Origin of the sequence: Phyllobacterium sp. OV277, assembly GCF_900104355.1 — a bacterium.
Taxonomy (GTDB): Bacteria; Pseudomonadota; Alphaproteobacteria; order Rhizobiales; family Rhizobiaceae; genus Phyllobacterium.
Genome location: NZ_FNIY01000001.1, coordinates 532,392 through 553,714 on the forward strand (window position 1 = coordinate 532,392; position 21,323 = coordinate 553,714).

Annotated in this window: 23 protein-coding genes; 5 read left to right on the forward strand and 18 right to left on the reverse strand. The window is 56.9% G+C overall.

Translation table 11 applies throughout. The annotated features are described in order from the left end of the window. Positions 1-2: 2 nt before the first annotated feature. The 12 genes from BLU05_RS02700 to phnG form a co-directional block, all read right to left on the reverse strand. Positions 3-710: a DUF1045 domain-containing protein gene (locus tag BLU05_RS02700; protein ID WP_091877668.1), complete on the reverse strand. Its 708-nt coding sequence runs from the start codon at positions 708-710 to the stop codon at positions 3-5. A 65-nt stretch (positions 711-775) separates the two neighbouring features. Further along, a complete protein-coding gene (gene phnE, locus BLU05_RS02705; protein WP_091877669.1) occupies positions 776-2,110 on the reverse strand; it encodes a phosphonate ABC transporter, permease protein PhnE in 1,335 nt (444 codons plus the stop codon). A gap of 9 nt (positions 2,111-2,119) precedes the next feature. Further along, the gene (phnE, locus tag BLU05_RS02710; RefSeq protein ID WP_091877670.1) at positions 2,120-3,079 is read right to left on the reverse strand and encodes a phosphonate ABC transporter, permease protein PhnE; all 960 of its coding nucleotides are present in this window, start codon (positions 3,077-3,079) and stop codon (positions 2,120-2,122) included. Between the two features lie 77 nt (positions 3,080-3,156). Then, the gene (gene phnD, locus BLU05_RS02715; RefSeq protein ID WP_091878445.1) at positions 3,157-4,068 is read right to left on the reverse strand and encodes a phosphonate ABC transporter substrate-binding protein; all 912 of its coding nucleotides are present in this window, start codon (positions 4,066-4,068) and stop codon (positions 3,157-3,159) included. A gap of 81 nt (positions 4,069-4,149) precedes the next feature. Then, positions 4,150-4,983, reverse strand: coding sequence for a phosphonate ABC transporter ATP-binding protein (gene phnC, locus BLU05_RS02720; protein WP_091877671.1), 834 nt, complete (start codon positions 4,981-4,983; stop codon positions 4,150-4,152). A 98-nt stretch (positions 4,984-5,081) separates the two neighbouring features. After that, a complete protein-coding gene (locus BLU05_RS02725; RefSeq protein ID WP_091877672.1) occupies positions 5,082-5,696 on the reverse strand; it encodes a DapH/DapD/GlmU-related protein in 615 nt (204 codons plus the stop codon). Then, the gene (gene phnL / locus BLU05_RS02730) at positions 5,693-6,400 is read right to left on the reverse strand and encodes a phosphonate C-P lyase system protein PhnL (RefSeq protein WP_091877673.1); all 708 of its coding nucleotides are present in this window, start codon (positions 6,398-6,400) and stop codon (positions 5,693-5,695) included. Before phnL ends, BLU05_RS02725 begins: the two co-directional genes overlap by 4 nt. A gap of 4 nt (positions 6,401-6,404) precedes the next feature. Next, complete coding sequence (gene phnK, locus BLU05_RS02735) at positions 6,405-7,181, reverse strand: phosphonate C-P lyase system protein PhnK (protein WP_091877674.1); 777 nt, start codon at positions 7,179-7,181, stop codon at positions 6,405-6,407. Between the two features lie 2 nt (positions 7,182-7,183). Beyond that, a complete protein-coding gene (locus tag BLU05_RS02740; RefSeq protein ID WP_091877675.1) occupies positions 7,184-8,071 on the reverse strand; it encodes an alpha-D-ribose 1-methylphosphonate 5-phosphate C-P-lyase PhnJ in 888 nt (295 codons plus the stop codon). Continuing rightward, positions 8,068-9,174: a carbon-phosphorus lyase complex subunit gene (locus BLU05_RS02745; protein ID WP_091877676.1), complete on the reverse strand. Its 1,107-nt coding sequence runs from the start codon at positions 9,172-9,174 to the stop codon at positions 8,068-8,070. The genes BLU05_RS02740 and BLU05_RS02745 overlap by 4 nt, the downstream gene beginning before the upstream one ends. 3 nt (positions 9,175-9,177) lie before the next feature. Further along, positions 9,178-9,789 carry a phosphonate C-P lyase system protein PhnH gene (gene phnH, locus BLU05_RS02750; protein ID WP_091877677.1) on the reverse strand — a complete coding sequence of 204 codons (612 nt, stop codon included), beginning with the start codon at positions 9,787-9,789 and terminating at the stop codon, positions 9,178-9,180. After that, positions 9,789-10,271, reverse strand: a complete 483-nt coding sequence (phnG, locus tag BLU05_RS02755; protein WP_227988094.1) for a phosphonate C-P lyase system protein PhnG — start codon at positions 10,269-10,271, stop codon at positions 9,789-9,791. Before phnG ends, phnH begins: the two co-directional genes overlap by 1 nt. 90 nt (positions 10,272-10,361) lie before the next feature. Here phnG and phnF point away from each other — a divergent pair, with 90 nt between their 5' ends. Then, positions 10,362-11,108 (forward strand): phosphonate metabolism transcriptional regulator PhnF, encoded by a 747-nt coding sequence (gene phnF, locus BLU05_RS02760; RefSeq protein WP_091877679.1) that lies wholly within the window; start codon positions 10,362-10,364, stop codon positions 11,106-11,108. 204 nt (positions 11,109-11,312) lie between these two features. Here the strand turns inward: phnF and BLU05_RS02765 are convergent, their stop codons facing one another. Genes BLU05_RS02765 through BLU05_RS02775 form a run of 3 tightly spaced genes read right to left on the reverse strand, consistent with a single transcriptional unit; the run spans position 11,313 to position 14,296 of the window. Next, positions 11,313-11,933 carry a ParB-like protein gene (locus BLU05_RS02765; protein WP_091878447.1) on the reverse strand — a complete coding sequence of 207 codons (621 nt, stop codon included), beginning with the start codon at positions 11,931-11,933 and terminating at the stop codon, positions 11,313-11,315. An 8-nt stretch (positions 11,934-11,941) separates the two neighbouring features. Continuing rightward, positions 11,942-13,651 carry a SulP family inorganic anion transporter gene (locus BLU05_RS02770; RefSeq protein WP_091877680.1) on the reverse strand — a complete coding sequence of 570 codons (1,710 nt, stop codon included), beginning with the start codon at positions 13,649-13,651 and terminating at the stop codon, positions 11,942-11,944. 27 nt (positions 13,652-13,678) lie between these two features. Further along, on the reverse strand, positions 13,679-14,296 hold the full coding sequence (locus BLU05_RS02775) for a pyridoxamine 5'-phosphate oxidase family protein (protein WP_091877681.1): 618 nt from the start codon (positions 14,294-14,296) through the stop codon (positions 13,679-13,681). A 145-nt stretch (positions 14,297-14,441) separates the two neighbouring features. On the opposite strand from BLU05_RS02775, the gene BLU05_RS02780 reads away from it, so the two are divergent. Next, entirely contained in the window at positions 14,442-15,359 is a 918-nt protein-coding gene (locus BLU05_RS02780) for a sugar kinase (RefSeq protein ID WP_091877682.1), read from the forward strand. Here BLU05_RS02780 and BLU05_RS02785 read toward each other — a convergent pair. The 3 genes from BLU05_RS02785 to BLU05_RS02795 form a co-directional block, all read right to left on the reverse strand. Then, positions 15,356-16,381 carry an aldose epimerase family protein gene (locus BLU05_RS02785; RefSeq protein WP_091877683.1) on the reverse strand — a complete coding sequence of 342 codons (1,026 nt, stop codon included), beginning with the start codon at positions 16,379-16,381 and terminating at the stop codon, positions 15,356-15,358. The genes BLU05_RS02780 and BLU05_RS02785 overlap by 4 nt on opposite strands. 5 nt (positions 16,382-16,386) lie before the next feature. After that, entirely contained in the window at positions 16,387-17,844 is a 1,458-nt protein-coding gene (locus tag BLU05_RS02790; protein WP_091877684.1) for an NAD-dependent succinate-semialdehyde dehydrogenase, read from the reverse strand. A gap of 154 nt (positions 17,845-17,998) precedes the next feature. After that, positions 17,999-18,955: an AEC family transporter gene (locus BLU05_RS02795; protein WP_091877685.1), complete on the reverse strand. Its 957-nt coding sequence runs from the start codon at positions 18,953-18,955 to the stop codon at positions 17,999-18,001. Positions 18,956-19,057: 102 nt separating this feature from the next. Between BLU05_RS02795 and BLU05_RS02800 the strand changes: the two genes are divergently transcribed. The 3 genes from BLU05_RS02800 to BLU05_RS02810 all read left to right on the forward strand — a co-directional run bounded on the left by BLU05_RS02800 (position 19,058) and on the right by BLU05_RS02810 (position 21,313). Then, positions 19,058-19,645 carry a histidine phosphatase family protein gene (locus BLU05_RS02800; protein WP_091877686.1) on the forward strand — a complete coding sequence of 196 codons (588 nt, stop codon included), beginning with the start codon at positions 19,058-19,060 and terminating at the stop codon, positions 19,643-19,645. A gap of 129 nt (positions 19,646-19,774) precedes the next feature. Beyond that, positions 19,775-20,056, forward strand: a complete 282-nt coding sequence (locus BLU05_RS02805) for an acyl carrier protein (RefSeq protein WP_091877687.1) — start codon at positions 19,775-19,777, stop codon at positions 20,054-20,056. A gap of 72 nt (positions 20,057-20,128) precedes the next feature. Beyond that, positions 20,129-21,313, forward strand: a complete 1,185-nt coding sequence (locus BLU05_RS02810) for a beta-ketoacyl-ACP synthase (RefSeq protein ID WP_091877688.1) — start codon at positions 20,129-20,131, stop codon at positions 21,311-21,313. The last annotated feature ends 10 nt before the right edge of the window (positions 21,314-21,323 follow it).

Sequence of the window (21,323 nt, forward strand, 5' to 3'; positions counted from 1 at the left end):
GATCAGGCAGTCTTTCTACGGTTGGTTCCGGCCAGCGGATGCAGCGAGTGAATTTCAAAGGGAAAGCCCGGCTCGGCTTCCGTAAACAAAGCGAGATTATTGATTTCGACTGGTTCTTCGAGGACTGGTTCCAAGAATTCACCCAAAATGCGTTCGATTTTGGGCCTGTCGCGCTCGGGAACCGGGCCTGTTAACGTCATATGGAAGCGGAATTCCTCAAACACATAGGGATAGCCCCATTGTTCGAGATTGCGCCGCTGGGCCAGAGACAGTTTTTCCGGGTTGCGGCGCTTAACTTCGGCTTCGCTCGGCGGCGCACGAAAACGGTCAAAGGCAACGGTGACATCGTTCGCCAGTTGGTTCAGCCGCTCAACGGGTTCTTCAGGAACCAGCGCAAAAAACCCTTCGAGATTGGCAATCACCAGCTTTGGAATTTCCACGGGCTCAATCGACGAGGCAAAATGCATCATGGCCGACAAAAGCTCGCGCTCTTCAATGCCTTCAGCCAGATGAAACGGCGCCTTCAGGGTCGCGTGAAAACCGTAGCGGCGCGCGGACTCGGTCAATTGCGCAAAATGCTCATGCGCCAGATCGCGGATCTGTGGCGGCCTGACCGGTTGCCCGGTAAAGGCGTTGCGGCCAAGCCAGTTCGCCGCCACTTTCAATAGCGGGTCGGCCGATGGCGGCGTGAAATAGATTGCATAGCGCATGGGTGATTCCTCTGGAACAGTCTCGCGTTACGCCCCGAATATGACAAGCCTTTGAAGGTCACGAATTAATGGTGCGACTTTCCGGCCAGACGGGATCGCAGCGCGTTCGATATGCCGTCGAAAATGAATATCACAGCAAGGATGAGGACGACCATATAGGCAACATTGTGCCAGTTTGTATTGGTGCGCATGGCCTCCCACAGTTTGAGGCCGATACCACCCGCCCCCATCGCGCCGATAATAGTGGCCGAGCGCGTATTGGACTCCCAGAAATACAGCGCCTGGCTCGCAAAAACCGGCAGCACCTGCGGCATGACACCATAGCGCTGCACATTGGCCGGCGACGCACCGACGGATTTGACGCCCTCGCGCTGCTTGTCGTCGATATTTTCAAGCGTTTCCGAATAGACCTTGCCGAGCGTGCCGGTGTCGGTGAAGAAAATCGCCGAAATACCGGCAAGCGGTCCGGGACCGAAAGCCCGGGTAAAGAACAATGCCCAGATCAGCATATCCACCGAACGCAGGAAATCGAAGAAGCGCTTGGTGATCTGGTTGGCAAAGAAATTCGGCGTGATGTTGCGCGCCGCCATGAAGGCCAGCGGAAACGCCACCAGTGACGCCATGAGCGTGCCCATAAAGGCCATGACAATGGTCTGCAGGAGTTTTGTCCAGACATCGCCATGCTGCCACGACGAGTTGAACCAGATATTGTCGAAGGCCAACGCCGCATTCGACATTTCGGGCTTGATGCGGTCGCCGCTGACGATCATGGAAGTCACTTCACCGAACGACTTGCCCCAGAATGGCGACGCCGTATCGAACACAAAGTTCGCCCAGCCGAGGAACCGGCGGCTCACCACCACGCGTTGCGGAATAATATCCGCCTGCCCGGCAAAGCCGAAGGTCACGGTGACCTGATCTTCCTTGAGGGTCGCCCAATCCGGCAATGGTCCCTGCGGCTTGGCACCATCGGTTGCAAGGAGAACTGTCAGGCTCTCGGATCCACGCGTCGCGATGACCCGCTGATCGTTGATATCGAGCTTTTTGTCTGGACCGAATGCGATGGTGACATTGTTGCCGTCCTTGACAACCCAGCTTGGGTTCGGGTTGTCGCCGAGTTCAGAAAAGCGCGGATAGCTGACAGTTGTTCCCGTTGGCGTCGGGCGAACTGTGGTGCGGATCGCATAAGACACCCAATCGCGCGCATAAAGCTCGGCACGCTGCCATTGGCCGCTCGCCAGCACTGTCCCGATGGAAAAGAACCACCAGCAGTAGAAAACATAGAGCACAATCCCCGCTGCAATCACCAGAGGCATAAAACGCCGCCAGAATGGCGGATTAAACACGGCGGGATGCCGCAACTCAAAATCGGCAATGGCATCGGCTGTCATGGCGTTCATAAGAATTTCCTAACCGCCGAAGGCAAAGGCCTGCTCGCCAACGAGGCGGCGGCGCAGCCATGCGGAAAACTGGTCCACGGCAATGATGGTGATGAACAGAAGCAGGATGATTGCGAGCGTCTTGGCCTGATGGCCACGGCCGATAGACAGGCGCAGCTCCTCACCGATACCACCGCCACCGACAGCGCCGATGATGGTCGATGCCCGCACGTTGATCTCAAGCCGCAGAAGCGCATAGGACATGAAATTCGGCATGACCTGCGGCACGATGCCGAAGCCGACGCGCTCGATCCAGTTGGCACCGACAGCACGCAAGCCCTCGTCCGCCTTCATATCCGCGTTCTCGACCACTTCGAAGAACAGCTTACCGAGTGCACCGATGGTGTGAATGCCCACGGCAAACATCGCCGGGATCGGCCCGAGCGACAGGATCGCGGCAAAGAAACCGGCAATGACGATCTCGGGAAAGGCACGCAAAATTTCCATATAGCGGCGCGCGGCAAACCGGATGAACCGGTTTTTGACGAGGTTCTTGGCCGCCAGAAAGCAGATCATGAAACCGAAGATAAAACCCACAAGCGTCGCCAGGATCGCGATATTCAGCGTCTCCAGCATCTTGTAGAAATATTCGGGCATATAGAAGCCGCCAAACAGATAAACCCGGCCTTCCGGATAATCATATTTCAGGCTTCCATCGAAATAGGGCGACGGCAGATCGAACATGGCGCGCCAGACTTCCCAGCCGTCGCGCGGGATCAGATCCCCGGCAAAATCGAAAAGATGCGGCAAACGATCAAAGAACTTGCCGGCATTGGATTCATTGGCAAACCACAGGGACCCGGCGATAGTCACCAGCAGCCCGATAGCGATAATCCAGCTATAGGCGCGGCGGCGTCCGGCAAGCTCCTGCCAGTGCCGTTCGATCTGGATGCCGTCGGGTGACAACTCAGCGGAAGCGGTTTTGCTCATTGCACAAATCCTTCAAGGTGCCAGCAAACAAAATCACGGCCAGTCGTAAGGACCGGCCGTGATGATGCGTGTCTGGCTTATCCGCCGATCTGCGCTTTGCGAGCGTCGATGATGGGCTGATAGAACTGGGTGTTCACCTCAGTGTAGCTCTTGAAATCACCGCCCATGGTGGCAGCAAAGCAGGCTGGATCGCTCTTTGGCAGGTCGAGCATGAATGCCTTGAACTTGGACTTCAGGCCCGAATCCAGCGAGGTGCGGATAACAATAGGACCGTTCGGGATCAGCGGCGACTTCCAGAGTTCGACGAAATCCTTCATGTCGATCAGGCCCTTGTCGACCATCTTGCGCAGATTGCCGGATGTGTAGCCTTCATCAAACTTGCCAACGCCGGAGCCGAATGTCGTACCGGCATCGAACTTGCCATCCTTGACGGCCAGAACGAGGTTTTCATGACCGCCGCCAAAGCCGGTTTCGGAGAAATAGTCCTTGACCGAAGTCTTGATGTCTTTTGGCAGCGAGGTCACTGGAATGAGATAGCCGGACGTGGAATCCGGATCGGCAAAACCAAGCTTCTTGCCCTTCATGTCGGCAAGCGTCTTGATGCCGCTGTCCTTGCGGGCAACCATGATGGAGTAATAACCGGTCGCGCCATCGGTCTGAACGGTGGTCAGGATTGGTTCAACAGCGTTCGGGTTGGTCAGGTAGATCTTGGCAAAGCCAGAAGCGCCCAATTCCGCATAATCGAGGGTGCCGCCGAGCAGGCCCTGGATGACGCCATCATAATCCGTCGCCGGGAACAGCTTGACGTCCTTGACGCCGAGAACTTTCGGCAGCTTGTCGACGATGCACTGGTAGTTGCGCAGACGGTCGGCTTCGTTTTCGCCGCCAATGATACCAACACGAAACGTTTCAAGGTTTTCAGCGCGGGCCATTGTGCCGGTAAATATGGCGCTGATCGCAATCGCACCCATAAGGGCTTTCCTAAGCAACATGACTATCTCTCCTGTCAAAGCTTCAAAGTTTTTTATGTGACTTGAGCCCGTTACGTGGGCAAGCCGATCCGTTTGCGCTTAACGCGCGGCCAATATGGCCTCCAATTCGGGGATTGGTGTCGGCGCTTGACGCGCAATGCTTGTCGATGTGATGGCTTCCGAAAAAGCGTCCTTCAGGCCATCCGCACCATAGATGCGGCGGGCGGCGGCCTCAGTCAGGTCATCAGGTGTTCCATCAAAAACCACTTTGCCACCCTGCATGCCGATGATGCGCTCGCAGAAATGCCGCGCCGTATCGAGCGTGTGCAGGTTGGTGATAACGGTCAGACCCTCTTTCTCATTAATGTCGCGCAAAGATTCCATCACCACCTGCGCATTACGCGGATCGAGCGAAGCAATGGGTTCATCAGCAAGAATAACTTTGGGGTTCTGCATGAGCGCACGGGCAATGGCGACGCGCTGCTGTTGTCCGCCGGAGAGTGTTCCGGCCCGCTGCAATGCGGTTTTGGCAATATCGAGCCGCTCCAGCGCGGCGATTGCCATGGCACGTTCTTCCCGTGAGAAAATGCCAAGAATACTTTTGATGGTGGATCGGTGGTTGAGGCGTCCGAGGAGGACATTGGTCAGCACATCAAGGCGGGGAACAAGATTAAACTGCTGAAAGATCATCGCGCAATCGCGTTGCCAATTTCGCAGCGCCGACCCGTTCAGCTTCGCCACATCCTTGCCATCAAAGATGATCGACCCTTCCGACGGGTCGATCAGGCGATTGATCATGCGCAGCAATGTCGACTTGCCCGCGCCCGAACGGCCGATGACGCCAACCATCTGCCCCTGCGGGATTTCAACATTGACATTGTCGATGGCAATATTGTTGCCAAAACGACGTGTCACGTTTTCAATCTTCAGCATAGGCCAATCCTTGTTGGTATTGCCCTGTCCTAAAGCTCTACTGTGAAGGTGCTATGGCACTTTTGTTGCACTTACGTGACAACTGTTGATAGCAAAACTCAACTCGAATGTTTTTCGAGAAATGCCTCAATATCCAGAGCGCGAAAATCATCGAGAGCACCACGCAGGCGTGCATGGTCCCAGTCCCACCACGCCAGTGTTTGCAGGCGTTCGGCGATCTTCCGGTCGAAACGATCACGGATTTTGCGCGCAGGAACACCCCCGACAATCGTATAGGGATCAACATCGCGTGAGACGACCGCCCCTGCCCCGATCACCGCACCATCGCCGACCGTAACACCCGGCAAAACGGTCGCGCCATGGCCAATCCAGACATCATGGCCGATGCGCACCTGATTGGTGCGGCGCCATTCGAAAAAGTCCTCTTCCGGCCCGGCATCATCCCAGTAATCATTGGCCCGATAGGTGAAGTGGTGCAGCGTTGCGCGCCAGGTCGGATGGTTGGTCGCGTTGATGCGAACACTGGCGGCAATATTGGCAAATTTGCCTATCGTGGCACACCAGACCGCGCCGTCCTGCATGATGTAGGAATAATCATCGAGCCTCGTTTCGCTGATCCGGCAACGCTCGGAAATTTCCGTATAGCGGCCAAGTTCGCAATCCTCGACATGGGCGGTGGCATGAATAAGCGGTGTTTCGGAAAGCCGGGTCATGCTGCCTCGCTGGTCACGGCGAATGCGGTCACGTCGATAATCCTGTCGGCCACTGCCGTGCGGACATCCTCATCGTGGAAAATGCCGAGCATGGCGGTCCCTGCCTCTTTCTTGGCCCGGATCATGGAAACCACCACTTCACGGTTTTTCGCATCGAGCGATGCCGTCGGTTCGTCCAAAAGCAGGATCGGGTGATCGGTGATAAAACCGCGCGCAATGTTGACGCGTTGCTGTTCACCGCCGGAAAAGGTTGCAGGCGGCAACGACCAGAGCCGTTCCGGCAGGTTCAAACCTGCAAGCAACACAGCTGCCCTGTCACAGGCTTGCCTGCGATCAACACCACGCGCCACCAGCGGTTCAGCAACCACATCAAGCGCCGACACGCGCGGCACAGTGCGCAGAAACTGGCTGACATAACCGATCATATCGCGGCGCACGCCGAGAACCGTGCGCGGATCGGCGGACGCAAGATCAACAAGGCGGTCGCCATAGGGCACGATGATCTGGCCCTGATCGACGGCATAATTGCCATAGACCATTTTCAGGATCGAGCTTTTGCCCGCTCCGGATGGACCACCGAGAACGGCACATTCGCCCGCCTTGATGGAAAACGAGACATTCGCCACCACGGGCAAACGAATACCGTCGCGCAGATGCATGGTGAAACTTTTGGCGACATCGGAAACAACAAGAGGTGTTGGCATGATGTTAAACCTGCAGAATGGAGGAAACGAGAAGCTGGGTGTATGGCGCCTGTGGGTCATCAAGCACCCGATCAGTCAGACCTGTCTCGACAATATGGCCATCCTTCATCACCATCATTCGGTGTGAAAGCAGCCGTGCCACGGCGAGATCGTGGGTGACCACAATTGCCGCGAGCCCAAGATCACTCACCAAACCGCGCAAAAGATCAAGCAGACGCGCCTGCACGGAAACATCGAGGCCACCGGTTGGTTCATCCATGAACACAAGCCGGGGGTTGGTCACGAGATTGCGTGCAATCTGCAGACGCTGGCGCATGCCGCCGGAAAAGGCGCGCGGCTGGTCATCGATACGGTCAGAGGCAATTTCCACCCGGCCAAGCCAGTCGGTCGCCGTGGCGCGGATATTGCCATAGTGCCGGTCACCGATAGCCATCAACCGTTCGCCGACGTTTGCACCGGCAGAAACAGTCATGCGCAGGCCATCCGCCGGGTTCTGGTGCACAAAGCCCCAGTCCGTGCGCATGAGGAACCGGCGTTCCGCCTCACTCAAACGGTAGAGATCGCGGAACTGGCCATCGCGCATGCGGTATTCCACCGAGCCTGCCGACGGGGCGAGCCGTGTGGCAAGGCAATTGAGCAGGGTCGTCTTGCCGGAACCGGATTCACCGACAATCGCCAGCACTTCACCCGGCCACAGCTCGAACGAGACATTCTGGCAGCCAATGCGGCTTCCGTAAAATTTTGACAGGTCCTTGACCTTTAAAAGGGGTGTGTCGCTCATATTCATTCTGCTGCCTCCGCAGTCCCGGCCTCTGGCGCAAGTGCACCGCGATGCCCCTTGGCCTGCCGATCTTCACAAAAATCCGTATCCGAACAGACGAACATGCTGCCGCCCTTGTCATCGAGAATGACCTCGTCCAGATAGCTGCCCTTGGCGCCGCACAAGGCACAGGGCTGGGAAAAAGTCTGGATTTCAAAGGGATGATCCTCGAAATCAAGGCTGACCACTTCCGTGTAGGGCGGGATGGCATAGATGCGCTTCTCGCGCCCTGCCCCGAAAAGCTGCAATGCCGGAGACATATGCATCTTGGGGTTGTCGAATTTTGGCGTTGGCGACGGGTCCATCACATAACGCCCCTCAACCTTCACCGGATAGGCATAGGTGGTGGCGATATGGCCATGCCGGGCAATGTCCTCGTAAAGCTTGACATGCATCAGGCCGTATTCTTCGAGCGCATGCATCTTGCGCGTTTCGGTCTCGCGCGGCTCCAGAAACCTCAGAGGTTCGGGGATCGGCACCTGATAGACAAGCGTCTGTCCCGCCTGCAATTGCATTTCCGGGATACGGTGGCGCGTCTGGATGATCGTCGCTTCTGAGGTCTTGGTGGTCACGCGGACATTGGCGACCTTCTGGAAGAACGCCCGGATCGACACGGCATTGGTGGTGTCATCAGCGCCCTGATCGATCACTTTCAACGTGTCGTCGGGGCCAAGCACCGCTGCCGTCACCTGCACACCGCCAGTGCCCCAGCCATAGGGCATGGGCATTTCGCGCGAGGCAAAAGGAACCTGATAGCCGGGAATGGCAATGGCCTTGAGGATAGCGCGGCGGATCATCCGCTTCGTCTGCTCGTCCAGATAGGCAAAATTGTAGGTCGCTAGATCGGTCATTCTGCTGCCTCTTTGGCTTCTTCGCCCGTCTGATGCTTGCGCTCGTGTTCGGCGCGCATGCGGCGGATAAGATCAAGCTCCGCCTGAAAATCCACGTAGTGCGGCAGTTTCAGGTGCTCGACAAACCCTGTGGATTGCACATTGTCGCTGTGGGAAATGACGAATTCCTCGTCCTGCGCCGTAGCGGTGATATCTTCGCCGAGTTCCCTTGCCCGCAAAGCGCGATCACACAGAGCCATGGACATGGCCTTGCGCTCACTCTGGCCGAAAACAAGACCATAGCCGCGCGTAAACTGCGGCGGCTGCTTTGCGGAGCCCTTGAACTGGTTGACCATCTGGCATTCGGTGACGCGGATGGTGCCGAGCGTCAGCGGGAAATCGAGTTCCGCCACTTCAAGCTCAATGTCCACTTCACCAATGCGGATTTCACCAGCAAAAGGGTGACTGCGGGCATAACCGCGCTGGGTCGAATAGGCCAATCCGAGCAGAAAGCCTTCATCACCGCGCGCCAGTGCCTGCAAGCGCAAATCCCGTTCCAGCGGAAAAGTCAGCGGCTCACGAGTCAAATCGCCGGCAACCGAACCTTCCGGCATTTCGCCATCTTCCTCGATCATGCCGTCATGGCCGAGAATGTCAGTCACACGCGGGGTAAATGCTTCCGGCTCGTCACGCTGTTCGGGCGCGTCAACCGGGCCATCCTCCGCCAATTCCGGATCAAGCAGACGATGGGTGTAGTCGAACGTCGGTCCCAGCAACTGGCCACCCGGCAAATCCTTGAACGCTGCTGAAATGCGCCGTTCAATCTGCATCTTTGATGTTTCCAGCGCTGTCGAATAACCGAAACGCTGTAGGGTCGTCCGGTAGGCGCGCACCAGAAAGATCGCCTCGATCAGATCGCCCCGCGCCTGCTTGATGGCAAGTGCGGCAAGTTCCGGATCATAGAGCGAGCCTTCGGCCATCACCCGGTCAACGGCCAGCGACATCTGCTCGACAATCTGGTTCAGTTCAATCGCAGGAACGTCCCGGTCGCCGCGACGGCGGTCGGCGAGAAGCTTGTGCGCATTGCGGATGGCGGCTTCACCGCCTTTGACTGCAACATACATGGCTCAAGCCTCCGTTTTCGTAATGCGGGTGGTGCGGGGCAAGGCTGCAAGCGCGCCCTTTGCGGCGAACACCAGATCAACACCGCGTGGGAAAGCCGCACGATTGGCAGCCCATTGGTCCCGGAACATTCTCGGCAGATGGCTTGGAGAGAAGGACTGTGTTTCCTTGATCCCCGGCCCTTCGAGCGTCAGGACATCCGCCCCATCGAAACTGTCGATCTGCAGGATCAGCGTGGTCGAACGATCAGGATATTCAGCCGTTCCCCGGCAAAAAGATTCCAGCGACGGCATCGCGTTGACATCGCTGATCAGGGCAAAATCCGCTTCCGCCGTATCGCCAGTCAGTTCGAGGCCCGTGTGGAATTTGAGCCAACCGACAGCGGCGGCAGAACCCGATATGGCGCGATCACACCACACCGTTGCATCATGATCGAACAGCGTCGCGGCAATGGATGCTGCGAGCGGCGTCAATGGCGCTGGCGGCGTGGTGAGATCGCTCACATCAACGATGCGTCCGGGATTGGCCATGGCATCCATCAGCGCACGGAAAACATTTTGGGCATTCAGCACGCTATCGCTGAAACCGCCTTCAAAGACCTGTGTTTCAACACGCATCAGTCATCACCCCGTACCATTGTGAAAAAGTCGACTTTCGTCGCAGCCGTCTGCGCATGCTTCAGCGCGCGCTGCTGCTCAAGGCGTTCGGCGATGGGTGCAAGCACCGCCTTCTCCACCGCATCACGGCAATCCGGCTGCTGCCACAATGCGTCGAACACAGCGGCAAGACGTACCTTTTCCCGGTGGCGACCAAGCGCATAGGCATGCCCGACGGCACCATTGCCGAGCCGCACCGTGGCGCGGGTTACGGTCGCCTCACCCAGATTGAACGGAGCGCCACCGCCGCCGATACGGCCACGCAACATCACGAGGCCGGTTTCCGGACCGCGCAGAGTTTCCACATCGGGCTTGTCACCCCACCCAGCCCAGAAGGCCGCTATTTCGGGCGCTGTCGCCTGCGCCAGCAAGGCCATGGCGGCCTTGCGCTCCAGATCCGGCACATTGCCGGTTTCCGTGGACTGATTATTTTCTTTGATCATTGACATCTCGCTCAGATTTGTCTATTCATCTATACAACTAGACAATAAACCTACCTATAAATCCCGTCAATGACAGGAGCATGACAAAACGTGAAAACCGCGCGATTCATCACACGCAATAGTGGTGTTGCCATCTGGCGGCAGATCGCCGATCAAATCCGTGGTGATATTACGGCGGGCAAAATGCCAAGCGGTGCCAAACTGCCGCCGGAGGTGACGCTGGCCGAGCGTTTCTCGGTCAATCGCCACACAATTCGCAGCGCCATTGCCGCCCTGACCAAGGAGGGCGTTCTGCGGGCTGAACAGGGTCGCGGCACATTTGTTGCCAACAGCAAGAAGCTAACTTACCGCATCGGCGAGCGGACGCGGTTTTCCGAGATACTGTCGACTCAGGTGCGCGAGACAAAGGGCATATTGCTCGGTCATCGCATCGAAGACCCAACCGAGGATGTGGCGGCAGCGCTTGGCATGGTGGCTGGTCAGGTGATCAGGATGGATGCCATGCATACGGCAGACGGCAACCCCGTTTCCTGCGGCACCACCTGGTTTGATGCGGCACGCTTTCCCGATATCGTTGAGGATTATCAGGCCTCCGGTTCAATTACCGCCGCACTCCGCGCTGCCGGTATCGATGACTACCTGCGCAAATCAACCGTCATCGCCGCCCGTCACGCCGACGCGGAAGATTTGCGCCATCTGCGCCTGTCGCCCGGCGCTATTGTGCTGATATCAACCGCGATCAATGTGGATATGGAGGGCAACCCGATTGAATATACCGTAAGCCGCTTTGCCGCTGATCGTATGGAGATAGCGATTGCCGGGAAATCTGCGGGTTAGGGTCCGTGTTGCAGGACTATTGTGCGTGGTTCGACAAGCTCACCATGAGGGAGAGAGGTGCTGTAACGCTAATCACCAACGTTGCAGATCAAAAAGGTTGCAGATCAAAGGTTGCAGAGTTTAGCTCCCTTTCATCACCCCTCTCCCTCATGGTGAGCTTGTCGAACCACGAACCACAAACCACGCGAATGCAATCCCATTGTCCTAATCAATAACCGACCCGCACCAGCCCGGCAGATAACCCGCATCATCGCCCTTGGCTTCCTTCAACGCACGGTTGAGCGCGGTTTCAAAATCCGTTTCAACACTCTTGCGGTTCATCCTGCGCCGCAGGAAATCCGCCCAGAGAAACTCGCTGAATGGTGTTGTGTCCTTGGCAAAGCCACCGGCGCGGCGCAATTCGCCCGCCAGACTGCGGAACGGATCATCGGCAAGGTCCTTGATCGCTTTCGGGATTGCCCCATAGTCGCGCCGCTTGCCTTCTTCATCAAAGGGATGCATCCAGCCGCGATTGTCGAGAACGACCATAAACGCATCCTTGTCGAGCGAAGAAAGATCGCTGATGACAGTCACCAGAATGTGCTTCACACCCTCTTCATAGAGCGCACGGGCAAGATGGTGATGATCGATCACATAGTTGCGCCGGTTAGGACCCAGCACCACGGGGATCATGTGTTCGCCGAGAAATTTTCCGCCCTTCTCGCCCTTTTGCTGACGCCATTTCTTGCGCTTCTCGTCCACTTCACGCATGCCGACCGTTATCTGCGTTGGCCGCAGATCCTTGATCGCAACCGGCGTTACAATGGGTTCTCTTGCTCCGGATATCTGCATCGTCATTCCTCCGCGCTGGGCGCCAGTTTCCTGATCGCATCGTCGACACTATGAAATATATGATCCGATCCGATCAGAGAGATGAGCCCAAACCGTGACAGGGCGTCTTGCGCACGCACGGATTCCAGCCGCGCAATGGCAAATTTTACACCAGATGTCTGGCAGTAACTGATCACATCGGCGAGAGCCTGTGACGCGGTGTAGTCGATCTCGATAATGCTGCTGGCCTCAAGCACAACCAGATTAAGCTCGGTCCGGTTGGCATCGATGGTCTCACACAGGCCGCGCTTGAAATCATCCGCATTGACAAAGGATAGTGGCGCCTGAAACGCGATAACCAATACGCCGGGTAGCTTTTCACCGCCCTTTGCTGCGCTGGGCGGCCACCAGATGGAGCTGCCAGGCACCTTTTCAAATTCAATGGGCCGGGCCCGCATCACCGCCCACAAACCATGCAGCAGAGAAAGCCCAATGCCGATGGTCACACCCGCCTCAATGGGCAATGCGACAATGGCGGCCATGGTGATGAGGATCAGCGCGAATTCGCCTCGCGCCTCGCGGTAAACAGCGCCAATGGTCTGCCAGCGGATAATCCGCTGCGCCACGAAGAGAAGAATGCCCGCCAACGCCGCATGCGGCACACGCGCCAGCAACTGGCCGCCAAATGCTACCAGTGCCAAAACGATCGCCGCTGCAATCAATCCGCTGACCTGCGAACGACCGCCGGTTTCGGCAACAATCGCTGTGCGCGGCGGGCTGGCATTGACAGGGAATGCACCGAAAAGTCCGGAAAGAATACTGCCTGCCCCTACCCCGATAAAATCGCGGTTCACATCAGGCGCTTCGCCATCTTTCGAGACAAAAGACCGCGTTGTTGCGGCCGTTTGCACCATCACGACCACCGCGACGAGCAGAGCGAGGGGAAGCAGGTTCCGCAGTTCCTCAAAACCAACCTCCGGTACAGAAATCTGCGGAAGGCTGTTGGGAAGCGCACCGAGCACCGAAACGCCGCAGCTCTCAAGGTTAAAAAGCACAACCGCGAGGGTTGAAAGAACAAGCCCGAGCAAGGCACCGGGTATCCGCGCGTTGATCCGTTCGGAAAGCAACACAATCAGGAACACACCAGCGCCGAGGGCCACGCTGTAGACGTTGATTTGCGGCGCACTGGCAATCGTTGCCGATATCCGCTGAAAGACATCTCCCGATTGCGCGGAGATACCCAAAAGCCCCGGCAATTGCGAAATGATAATGTGGACAGAGATACCAGCAAGAAAACCTGTTGTTACGGGCACCGACAAAAGATCGGCGATCCAGCCAAGCCGGAAAATACCGCTTGCCACCACGATCAGGCCAACAATTAAACCAAGCGCAGCAGCCAACAGACCAAACTCCGGCGACCCACTGGCAGCAAGCAGCGCCAGACTGCCGGCAAAGATCGGTGTGATGGTAGAATCCGAACCCGCAGACAAATGCCGGCTTGCGCCAAAGATGGCAAAAGCCAGCGAACCGGCGATGAAGGCAAAAAAGCCGATCTCAGGCGCAAAACCGCCAAGCCGTGCCGTTGCCATCTGCTCGGGGATCGCGATAGCCGCCAGCGTAAGACCGGCAATGATATCGCCATTGAGATCAGATGGTTTCCATCCGGCAATGGAACGAAACGGCAGCCAGTTCCTGCCCCTTGCAATGGTTTGGGAAGCACGCGGCTGTTCCATCAAATGCCTCCCAGAGTTTGGCGCAGCCTACCACATGGTCTTGGCAGCGCGCGCAGCCCATTCACTGTCGTAGGTTTCACCGCCCACGCGGTTTTCACTCAATGCCGCCAGCATCTGGCCCGGTGTTGGAAACTCCTTGGGCGAGCGGAATTTCCCGGCGTTCCAAAGCTCGGATCGGATCAAAGCTCGGGCGCACTGGAAATAGGCTTCCTCGACTTCCATGGTGATGACCGAGCGCGGTGCCTTGCCGTCCATGATGAAACTGTCGAGCAACTCCGGGGTCGTATCGATAAACGCGCGACCATTGACGCGGAACGTCGTGTTAATCCCGGGTATCAGGAAGAGCAGCGCCACACGCGGATCGCGTACAATATTGCGCAGGGAATCGACGCGGTTATTGCCGTGCCGGTCGGGCATCATCAGTGTCCGCTCGTCATGGATACGAATAAAGCCAGCAAGATCACCGCGCGGCGAGCAATCCAGCCCCTCCGGTCCGCTTGTTGCAAGCGCCACAAAGGGAGAGCCTTCGATCAAGGCCCGGTATTCCGGAATAATGCGGTTTGTTACCTTGGCGGTCGATGCTTCTGCAATCGCGCCGCCGCCATAAATGACCTCAAGTTCTTCGATTGTCGTAACGCGAGACAACGAAACCTCCTTCTGGATTGTTCAAATGTCTTTGCCGCCTAACATTGCATGTTTAAGCTATGATGACAGCCCGCATTTTTAGCAAATGACAGCGGCATTGCACTCGTATATCAGTTCGCGGCAGGCATATGTTTGGGAGGATTTCATGGGCGGGTTTGCAGCCATCGGCGAGTGTATGATCGAACTGTCAGGAGCCAATGGCGACCAGTGGCGCATGGGCTTTGCCGGTGACACGCTCAACACCAGCTGGTATGTGCGCGCCCTCACCGATCCGGATTTCGCCGTCGATTACGTCACGGCCTTTGGTGACGATCCTTTCTCCGTCAAACAGCGGGCATTCCTGAAGGAAAATGGCATCAACACAGCCTATAGCCCTGTCGTTGTCGGTGCCCGCCCCGGCCTTTATGCCATCACGCTCACAGGCGTCGAGCGCTCCTTCACCTATTGGCGCAATGACTCGGCGGCACGCCATCTGGGCGATGACCCGTTAGCTCTCGCACATAGTCTGGACAGCAGAAAAATCATCTACTTTTCCGGTATCACCATGGGCATTCTCAGCCCCAAAAGCCGCCAGAATGTTCTAAACGCCGTCAGTAATGCCCGCAGACAGGGCACACTTGTGGCGTTTGACGCGAATTACCGCCCGCGCCTGTGGGAAAACGCCGAAACAGCCAAGCAGGCTCTCATCGATGCCTATCACGTCGCAGACATTGCCCTTCCGACCTTTCCCGATGAAAACGCGCTGTTTGGCGACACAACACCTGAAGAGACAGCCGCGCGCATCACCACCTATGGCGTGAAGGAAATTGTGGTGAAGGATGGTACGGAGCCTGCTCTCGTCGTTGCTGATGGTAAGCACGAGCAGGTAGCGGCCGTGCGCGCCAATGCGGTGGATACAACAGGTGCCGGTGACAGCTTCAATGGCGGTTACATCGCGTCGCGTCTGGCCGGTCTTGAACCTGTGGCCGCCGCTGCCCGCGCGCACAAGGTTGCGGCGCGGGTTGTCGAGTTCCACGGCGCGCTCGCCCCGATGAGCGAAGCACGCAAAGCCTTCACGAACTAAGCCTTATTCTTCTTGAACGTATAGTGTGTAAGGTGGCTGTATCCCTGCCCCGGACGCAGTATCGCTTGCGGGAAGTAAGGGAAATGCGTTGAATCAGGCCAATTCTGCGTTTCAAAGCAGAAACCGGCATAATTGCCATAGGTCTGACCTGTCAGGCCAAGCGGCGGGCGCCCGCCCAGCGTATTGCCTGCATAGAGCTGCACACCCGGCTCCGTCGTCAGCACATTCAGCTCAACGCCGCTCTTTGCACCTTTGGCTGAGGCAACCCATTGCAGGGGGTGTCGTTGGCTGGCAACGCAGAAATTGTTGTCATAGACAATCTGCTTGCCATTCTCCTCGCGCCGGATGGTCCGGTATTCGCGGAAATCATGCGTTGTTCCGGCAACGGGAATAACCCGGCCATCGGGTAGAAGATCGCTGTTGACGGAGAGATAGGCATCCGCCCCGATCTTGACCTGATGATCAAGCGCATCGGTCAGCCCGCCATCATCAAGATTGAAATAGCTGTGATGCGCCAGATTGCAGATGGTCGGCTTGTCTGTCACCGCATCGAGACGCACCACCAGCGTGCCTTTGGATTCCAGCATATAGGTGCAGGTGATGGTAAGATTGCCGGGAAAGCCCATTTCGCCATCGCCGAGCATGATCGTCAGCGTGACATAATCAGGGCCGACAGCCACAACATTCCAGACACGTCGCCCTGCGCCATGATCACCACCGTGAATGTTATGGACACCGTGGAAATTGCGCTGGAGTTCAAAAGTCTGGCCATCGATGACAAGCTCGCCATCGCGAATCCGGTTGATCGACCGCCCCACAGTCGCCCCCATATAGGGAGAATGCGCGGGATAATCGGCAAAATCCTGATAGCCGAGCACGAGCGGATGCTCGTGCCCCTTGAAGCGCAAATCCTGAATGACTGCGCCCCAGGTAAGGACATTGGCGGTCAGCCCGCCGCCCGAGATTGTAATGCGGTGCACTGCCTCGCCATCGGGCGTATGGCCGAAAATTTCGGTATTCATGTTTCTTAGAGTCCCAGGCCGCCGACGCAGACATATTTTGTGTCGAGATAGTCTTCGATGCCCTGATGCCCGCCTTCCTTGCCAAGACCGGATTCCTTCAGGCCACCAAACGGTGCTTCCACCGTGGTGATCATGCCTTCATTCACGCCGACCATGCCATATTTCAGGCCTTCAGAAACACGGAACACGCGTCCGAGATCCTGTGTGTAGAAATAGGAGGCAAGACCGAACTGGGTGTTGTTGGCCAGATCAATGGCTTCCTGTTCGGTTTCGAACTTATAGATGGGCGCAACCGGTCCGAAAATCTCTTCCGTTGTGAACAGCATATCAGGCGTTGCATCGCCAATTACAGTCGGCTCGAAGAAGCTACCGCCCAGCGCATGGCGCTTGCCTCCGGTGATGATCTTGCCGCCCTTCTGCTTGGCATCGGCGATAAACTCTTCCACCTTGGCAACAGCCTTCTCGTCGATCAGCGGTCCCTGCTGTGTTCCGGCATCAAGCCCATTGCCGATCTTCAGCTTTTCCGTTGCCGCGGCAAACTTTTCGACAAAGGCGTCGTAAATGCCAGACTGGACAAGGAAACGGTTGGTACACACGCAGGTCTGGCCGGAATTGCGGAATTTCGCTGCAATAGCGCCGTCGACGGCGCGGTCCAGATCCGCATCATTGAACACGATAAACGGCGCATTGCCGCCCAGTTCCATCGAAACCTTCTTCACCGTATCGGCAGCCTGTTTGATCAGAATTTTGCCGATTTCGGTCGAGCCGGTGAAGGTGATCTTGCGCACCAGCGGATTGCTGGTGATTTCGCCGCCGATTTCCGAGGCAGAGCCGGTCAGAATATTGACTACGCCCTTGGGAATACCGACTTCCTCGCACAGCGCACCCCAGACAAGACCCGAATAGGGTGTCTGTGTTGCAGGCTTGACCACCGCCGTGCAGCCCGATGCCAGTGCCGGACCGATTTTGCGGGCGAGCATGGAGGACGGGAAATTCCATGGTGTGATCGCACCGATAACGCCGAGCGGCTCTTTCGTTACCAGAATACGGCGATCAGCCCACGGTGACGGAACCACATCGCCATAGGTGCGACGTGCTTCTTCCGCATACCAGAGGATATAGGCGGCCGACATACCGACCTCGCCCTTGGCTTCCGTCAGCGACTTGCCCTGCTCCAGCGTCAAAAGTTCCGCCAGCGCGTCCTGATTGTCAAGGATTGCATCGTGCAGCTTGCGCATCAGTTTCGAGCGCTCCAGCACCGATGTCTTGCGCCATGTCTTGAACGCTTCGGCTGCCGCCTCGATGGCGCGCTGCGTTTCGGCTTTGCCTGAATTGGGAACAGTACCGATCTTCAGACCGGTTGCAGGGTTGATGACGTCAATCGTCTTGCCGGAATCTGCGGCCACCCATTCGCCATTGATCAGATTGGCCTGTTTCATGAACTGGCTGGATTTCTGCAACATGATATTCTCCCTGAAATGCTAGGCGGAGCGTTTGGTCCACTGATTTTGTGAGTTCCGTGAGAGGACAATCCCGCATCGCAAGATGCCATGGATGTCCTGTGGAAGCGATGCCGCCACCCTGCTCCTTTTTGGCCAAAGCTGCAACAGCGTTCGATTACCCAAAAAGGTGTACAGCGACGCTCGCCCAAAACACCACTGTCACTGCGGAAAGCGCCGTTGCTATGACCATGGAATTGGACGCAAGCGCTTCGGCGGTCCTGAATTTGGTGGCAATGAGATAGGAATTAACCCCGGCAGGCAGCGCCGCCGACACCACCGCGATCTTGGCTGTGAACGGCGTAAGACCGATGAGGAGCGCGACTGCCAGCACGATTGCAGGCATGACAAACAGTTTTATACCCGCAATGACAAGCGAAGGGGCAAGCTGCCCTGACGTGCCGAATTTCTTCAAGCCCATTCCCATGGCAAACAGGGCCACCGGCCCCGCCACACTCCCCAGCAACTGGACGAGGGAATCGACAACAACAGGCAATTGCAGCCCCGTAAAGCGCCACAGCCATCCAGCGAGAATACCGAGGACGAAAGGATTGCGCAGGAGGCTTTTGAAAAACGAGGCGACAACTGTGCCAAGCCGGGTCTCACCCTCAAACACACCATCACGGCGCAGGGCAATCTCATGCAGGGTGATCGAAGCGGCCATGACACTTGGCATATGAACAGCGACAATCAGCGACAGGATGGCAAACCCGTCCTGACCATAAACGCTTAACATCAGTGGCATGCCCAGAAACACGAGATTGGAAAACGCGCCGGAAACACCTGCGACCACCCCTGCTCGATTATCCCGCTTGAAGATTACTTTGATTGCAAGATCAGAAAGAGCCCAGGCCAACGCCAAGCCGGTGAAATAAGCAATCCACAGTCCCCAAGGTGCCGTGCCGTGAAAATCTGCCGTCACCATGGTGCGGAACAGCAAAAGCGGTGCGGCGATCATGAAAACAAACTCGGAAAGTCCGTCGCCCACCCGCTCGTCAAGCAGCTTGAAATGCGCTGCGGCATACGCAACGCCTATCACTCCAAAAACCACGATGATTGTTTGAACGAGACCCATTACTTCCCGCAATAAGCCCGCCGCAGCAACCGTGCAAGGCAATCACAGTTTTTCACTTTATTTTTCTTCGCCAAACCACCATCTCCACGCTAAGGAGAATGAATGTTAAAGCCTTTGCGACTTTTTACCTTTTTGACCCTGACGCTTGCATCAAGCGTTTCCCTTTATATTCCTACTGCATTCGCCACCGACGCCGCCTGGGCAAGACTGGCACGCGGCGGCTATACGGTTCTTCTGCAGGGCGCTGATTCTTCGGGAACCTTAAGTCCTTCCACAGATAATTCCGCTGACTGCACACAAATACGCACGCTTTCGGATCGCGGCCATCAACTGGCGCAAAAGCTCGGCGCGCGCTTTGCCGCAAAAGCCGTGCGAATCGATAAGGTGCTGACCAGTCCCGTCTGCAATGCACAGGAAACCGCGCGGCTGGCATTTGGCTCGGCACCGGTGGAGATCGTAAGTGCTCTTGGACCTTTGGCCGAAGACGAAACCGCGCAAAAATCGCAGATTGATCAAATTCGCGACCTGATTGCCGAATTCAAAAGCTCCGGCAATCTGGTAATGATGACTGACCGTGCCAATATAACAGCACTGACCGGCATCACCCCGCGCCCAACCGAAGCGGTGGTGGTCTCGCCTCCAGAAGCTGGGGAAACGGTTCATATTGCAGGCAGGATTATTTTCGACTGACGACGGAATATGCTGGAGTAACAATGGATAGGGTATTTCGGTCTTTCCCTTAGCCATGAAAAACGCTAGATACCGCCTCATGAGACATCAGTGCCTTTACGGAGGCACCGGAAGCAAAAGGAAACTGAATTGACCTCAACATTTGACAAGGTCGCCGATATCATCGCTGAAACCAGCGAAATCGACCGCGATTCCATCACGCCGGAAAGCCACACGATCGACGATCTCGGCATCGATAGCCTTGACTTCCTCGACATCGTTTTCGCGATCGACAAGGCCTTCGGTATCAAGATCCCGCTCGAGCAGTGGACGCAGGAAGTCAATGACGGCAAGGCTCCGACCGAAGAATACTTCGTTCTGAAGAACCTGTGCGCCAAGATCGACGAACTCGTCGCGGCCAAAAAAGCCTGATTTCCGGATGCAACGTCTGGACTGATCATCTTCACCTAACCGGGTGCACCGTATGAAAGGTGCTGCGAGAAAATGCAGAACAACACCGTCGTTATCACTGGTATCGGACTGATTTCATCCCTGGGTGAAGGCGCTGATGCCCATTGGCAAGCGCTGAACAGCGGGGCCGATCCCCGCATCGATAGTGAGACGTTCAAGCCCTATACGGTTCATCCGCTCGGTGAAGTCGACTGGAACAACCAGATTCCGAAGCGCGGCGATCAGCGGCAGATGGAGACCTGGCAGCGCCTGGGTACCTATGCTGCCGGTCTCGCGCTGCAGGATGCGGGGATCAAGGACGATGAAGCGCTTTGCACGACCATGGATATGGTGGTTGCTGCCGGTGGCGGCGAGCGTGATGTCACTGTTGACACGCAAATCCTCGCCGAAGCGCGCGTGCGCAATGATCTCGGCACAATGCTCAATGAGAAGCTGACAACGGAACTGCGCCCGACCCTGTTTCTGGCACAATTGTCCAACCTTCTGGCGGGCAATATCTCGATCGTCCACAAGGTCACCGGCTCGTCGCGTACATTCATGGGCGAAGAGGGTGCAGGTATTTCCGCGCTTGATACAGCCGCAGCGCGCATCCGCTCCGGTCAGAGCACCCATGCGCTCGTCGGCGGCTCCTATAATTCCGAACACCCTGACATGCTGCTCGGCTACGAGCTGAACGGCATGCTAAAATCCGATGGCTGGGCACCACTCTGGCAGCGTGAAGGCACGGCAGGCGGCGGTGTTGTCACCGGCTCCGGCGGCGCTTTCCTCGTGCTTGAGAGTGCTGACCATGCGGCCAAGCGTGGTGCCCGCGTCTATGCGGCAATTGACGGTATCTACAGCGCGCAGATTCGCCGCAAGCGCGAAGACCTGCAGGAAACCATTGCGAAACTGGTTGCTGCCGCAAGTGCAGACAAGCCAGCTGGCTTGATTGTTTCTGGCGCAACTGGTGCACAGGGCGTTACTGCAACGGAAAAAGCCGCGCTTGATGTGTTCGCTTCCGCCGCTGTTCGCGGCGTTGCGGGTAAGATCGGCCATCTGCGTGAAGCACAGTTTCCGCTGGCTGTCGGTCTGGCTGCGCTCAGCCTGTTCCATGGAACAGCATTCCCGCCTATCGATGCGAAGAATGAAAAGGCCGCTTCCGGCAGCCTTGATACGGCACTGGCGACCGCAATCGGCGCAACCCGGGGCGAAGGCGTCGCTCGCCTCGTCAAAGTTTGAGAGATTGGCA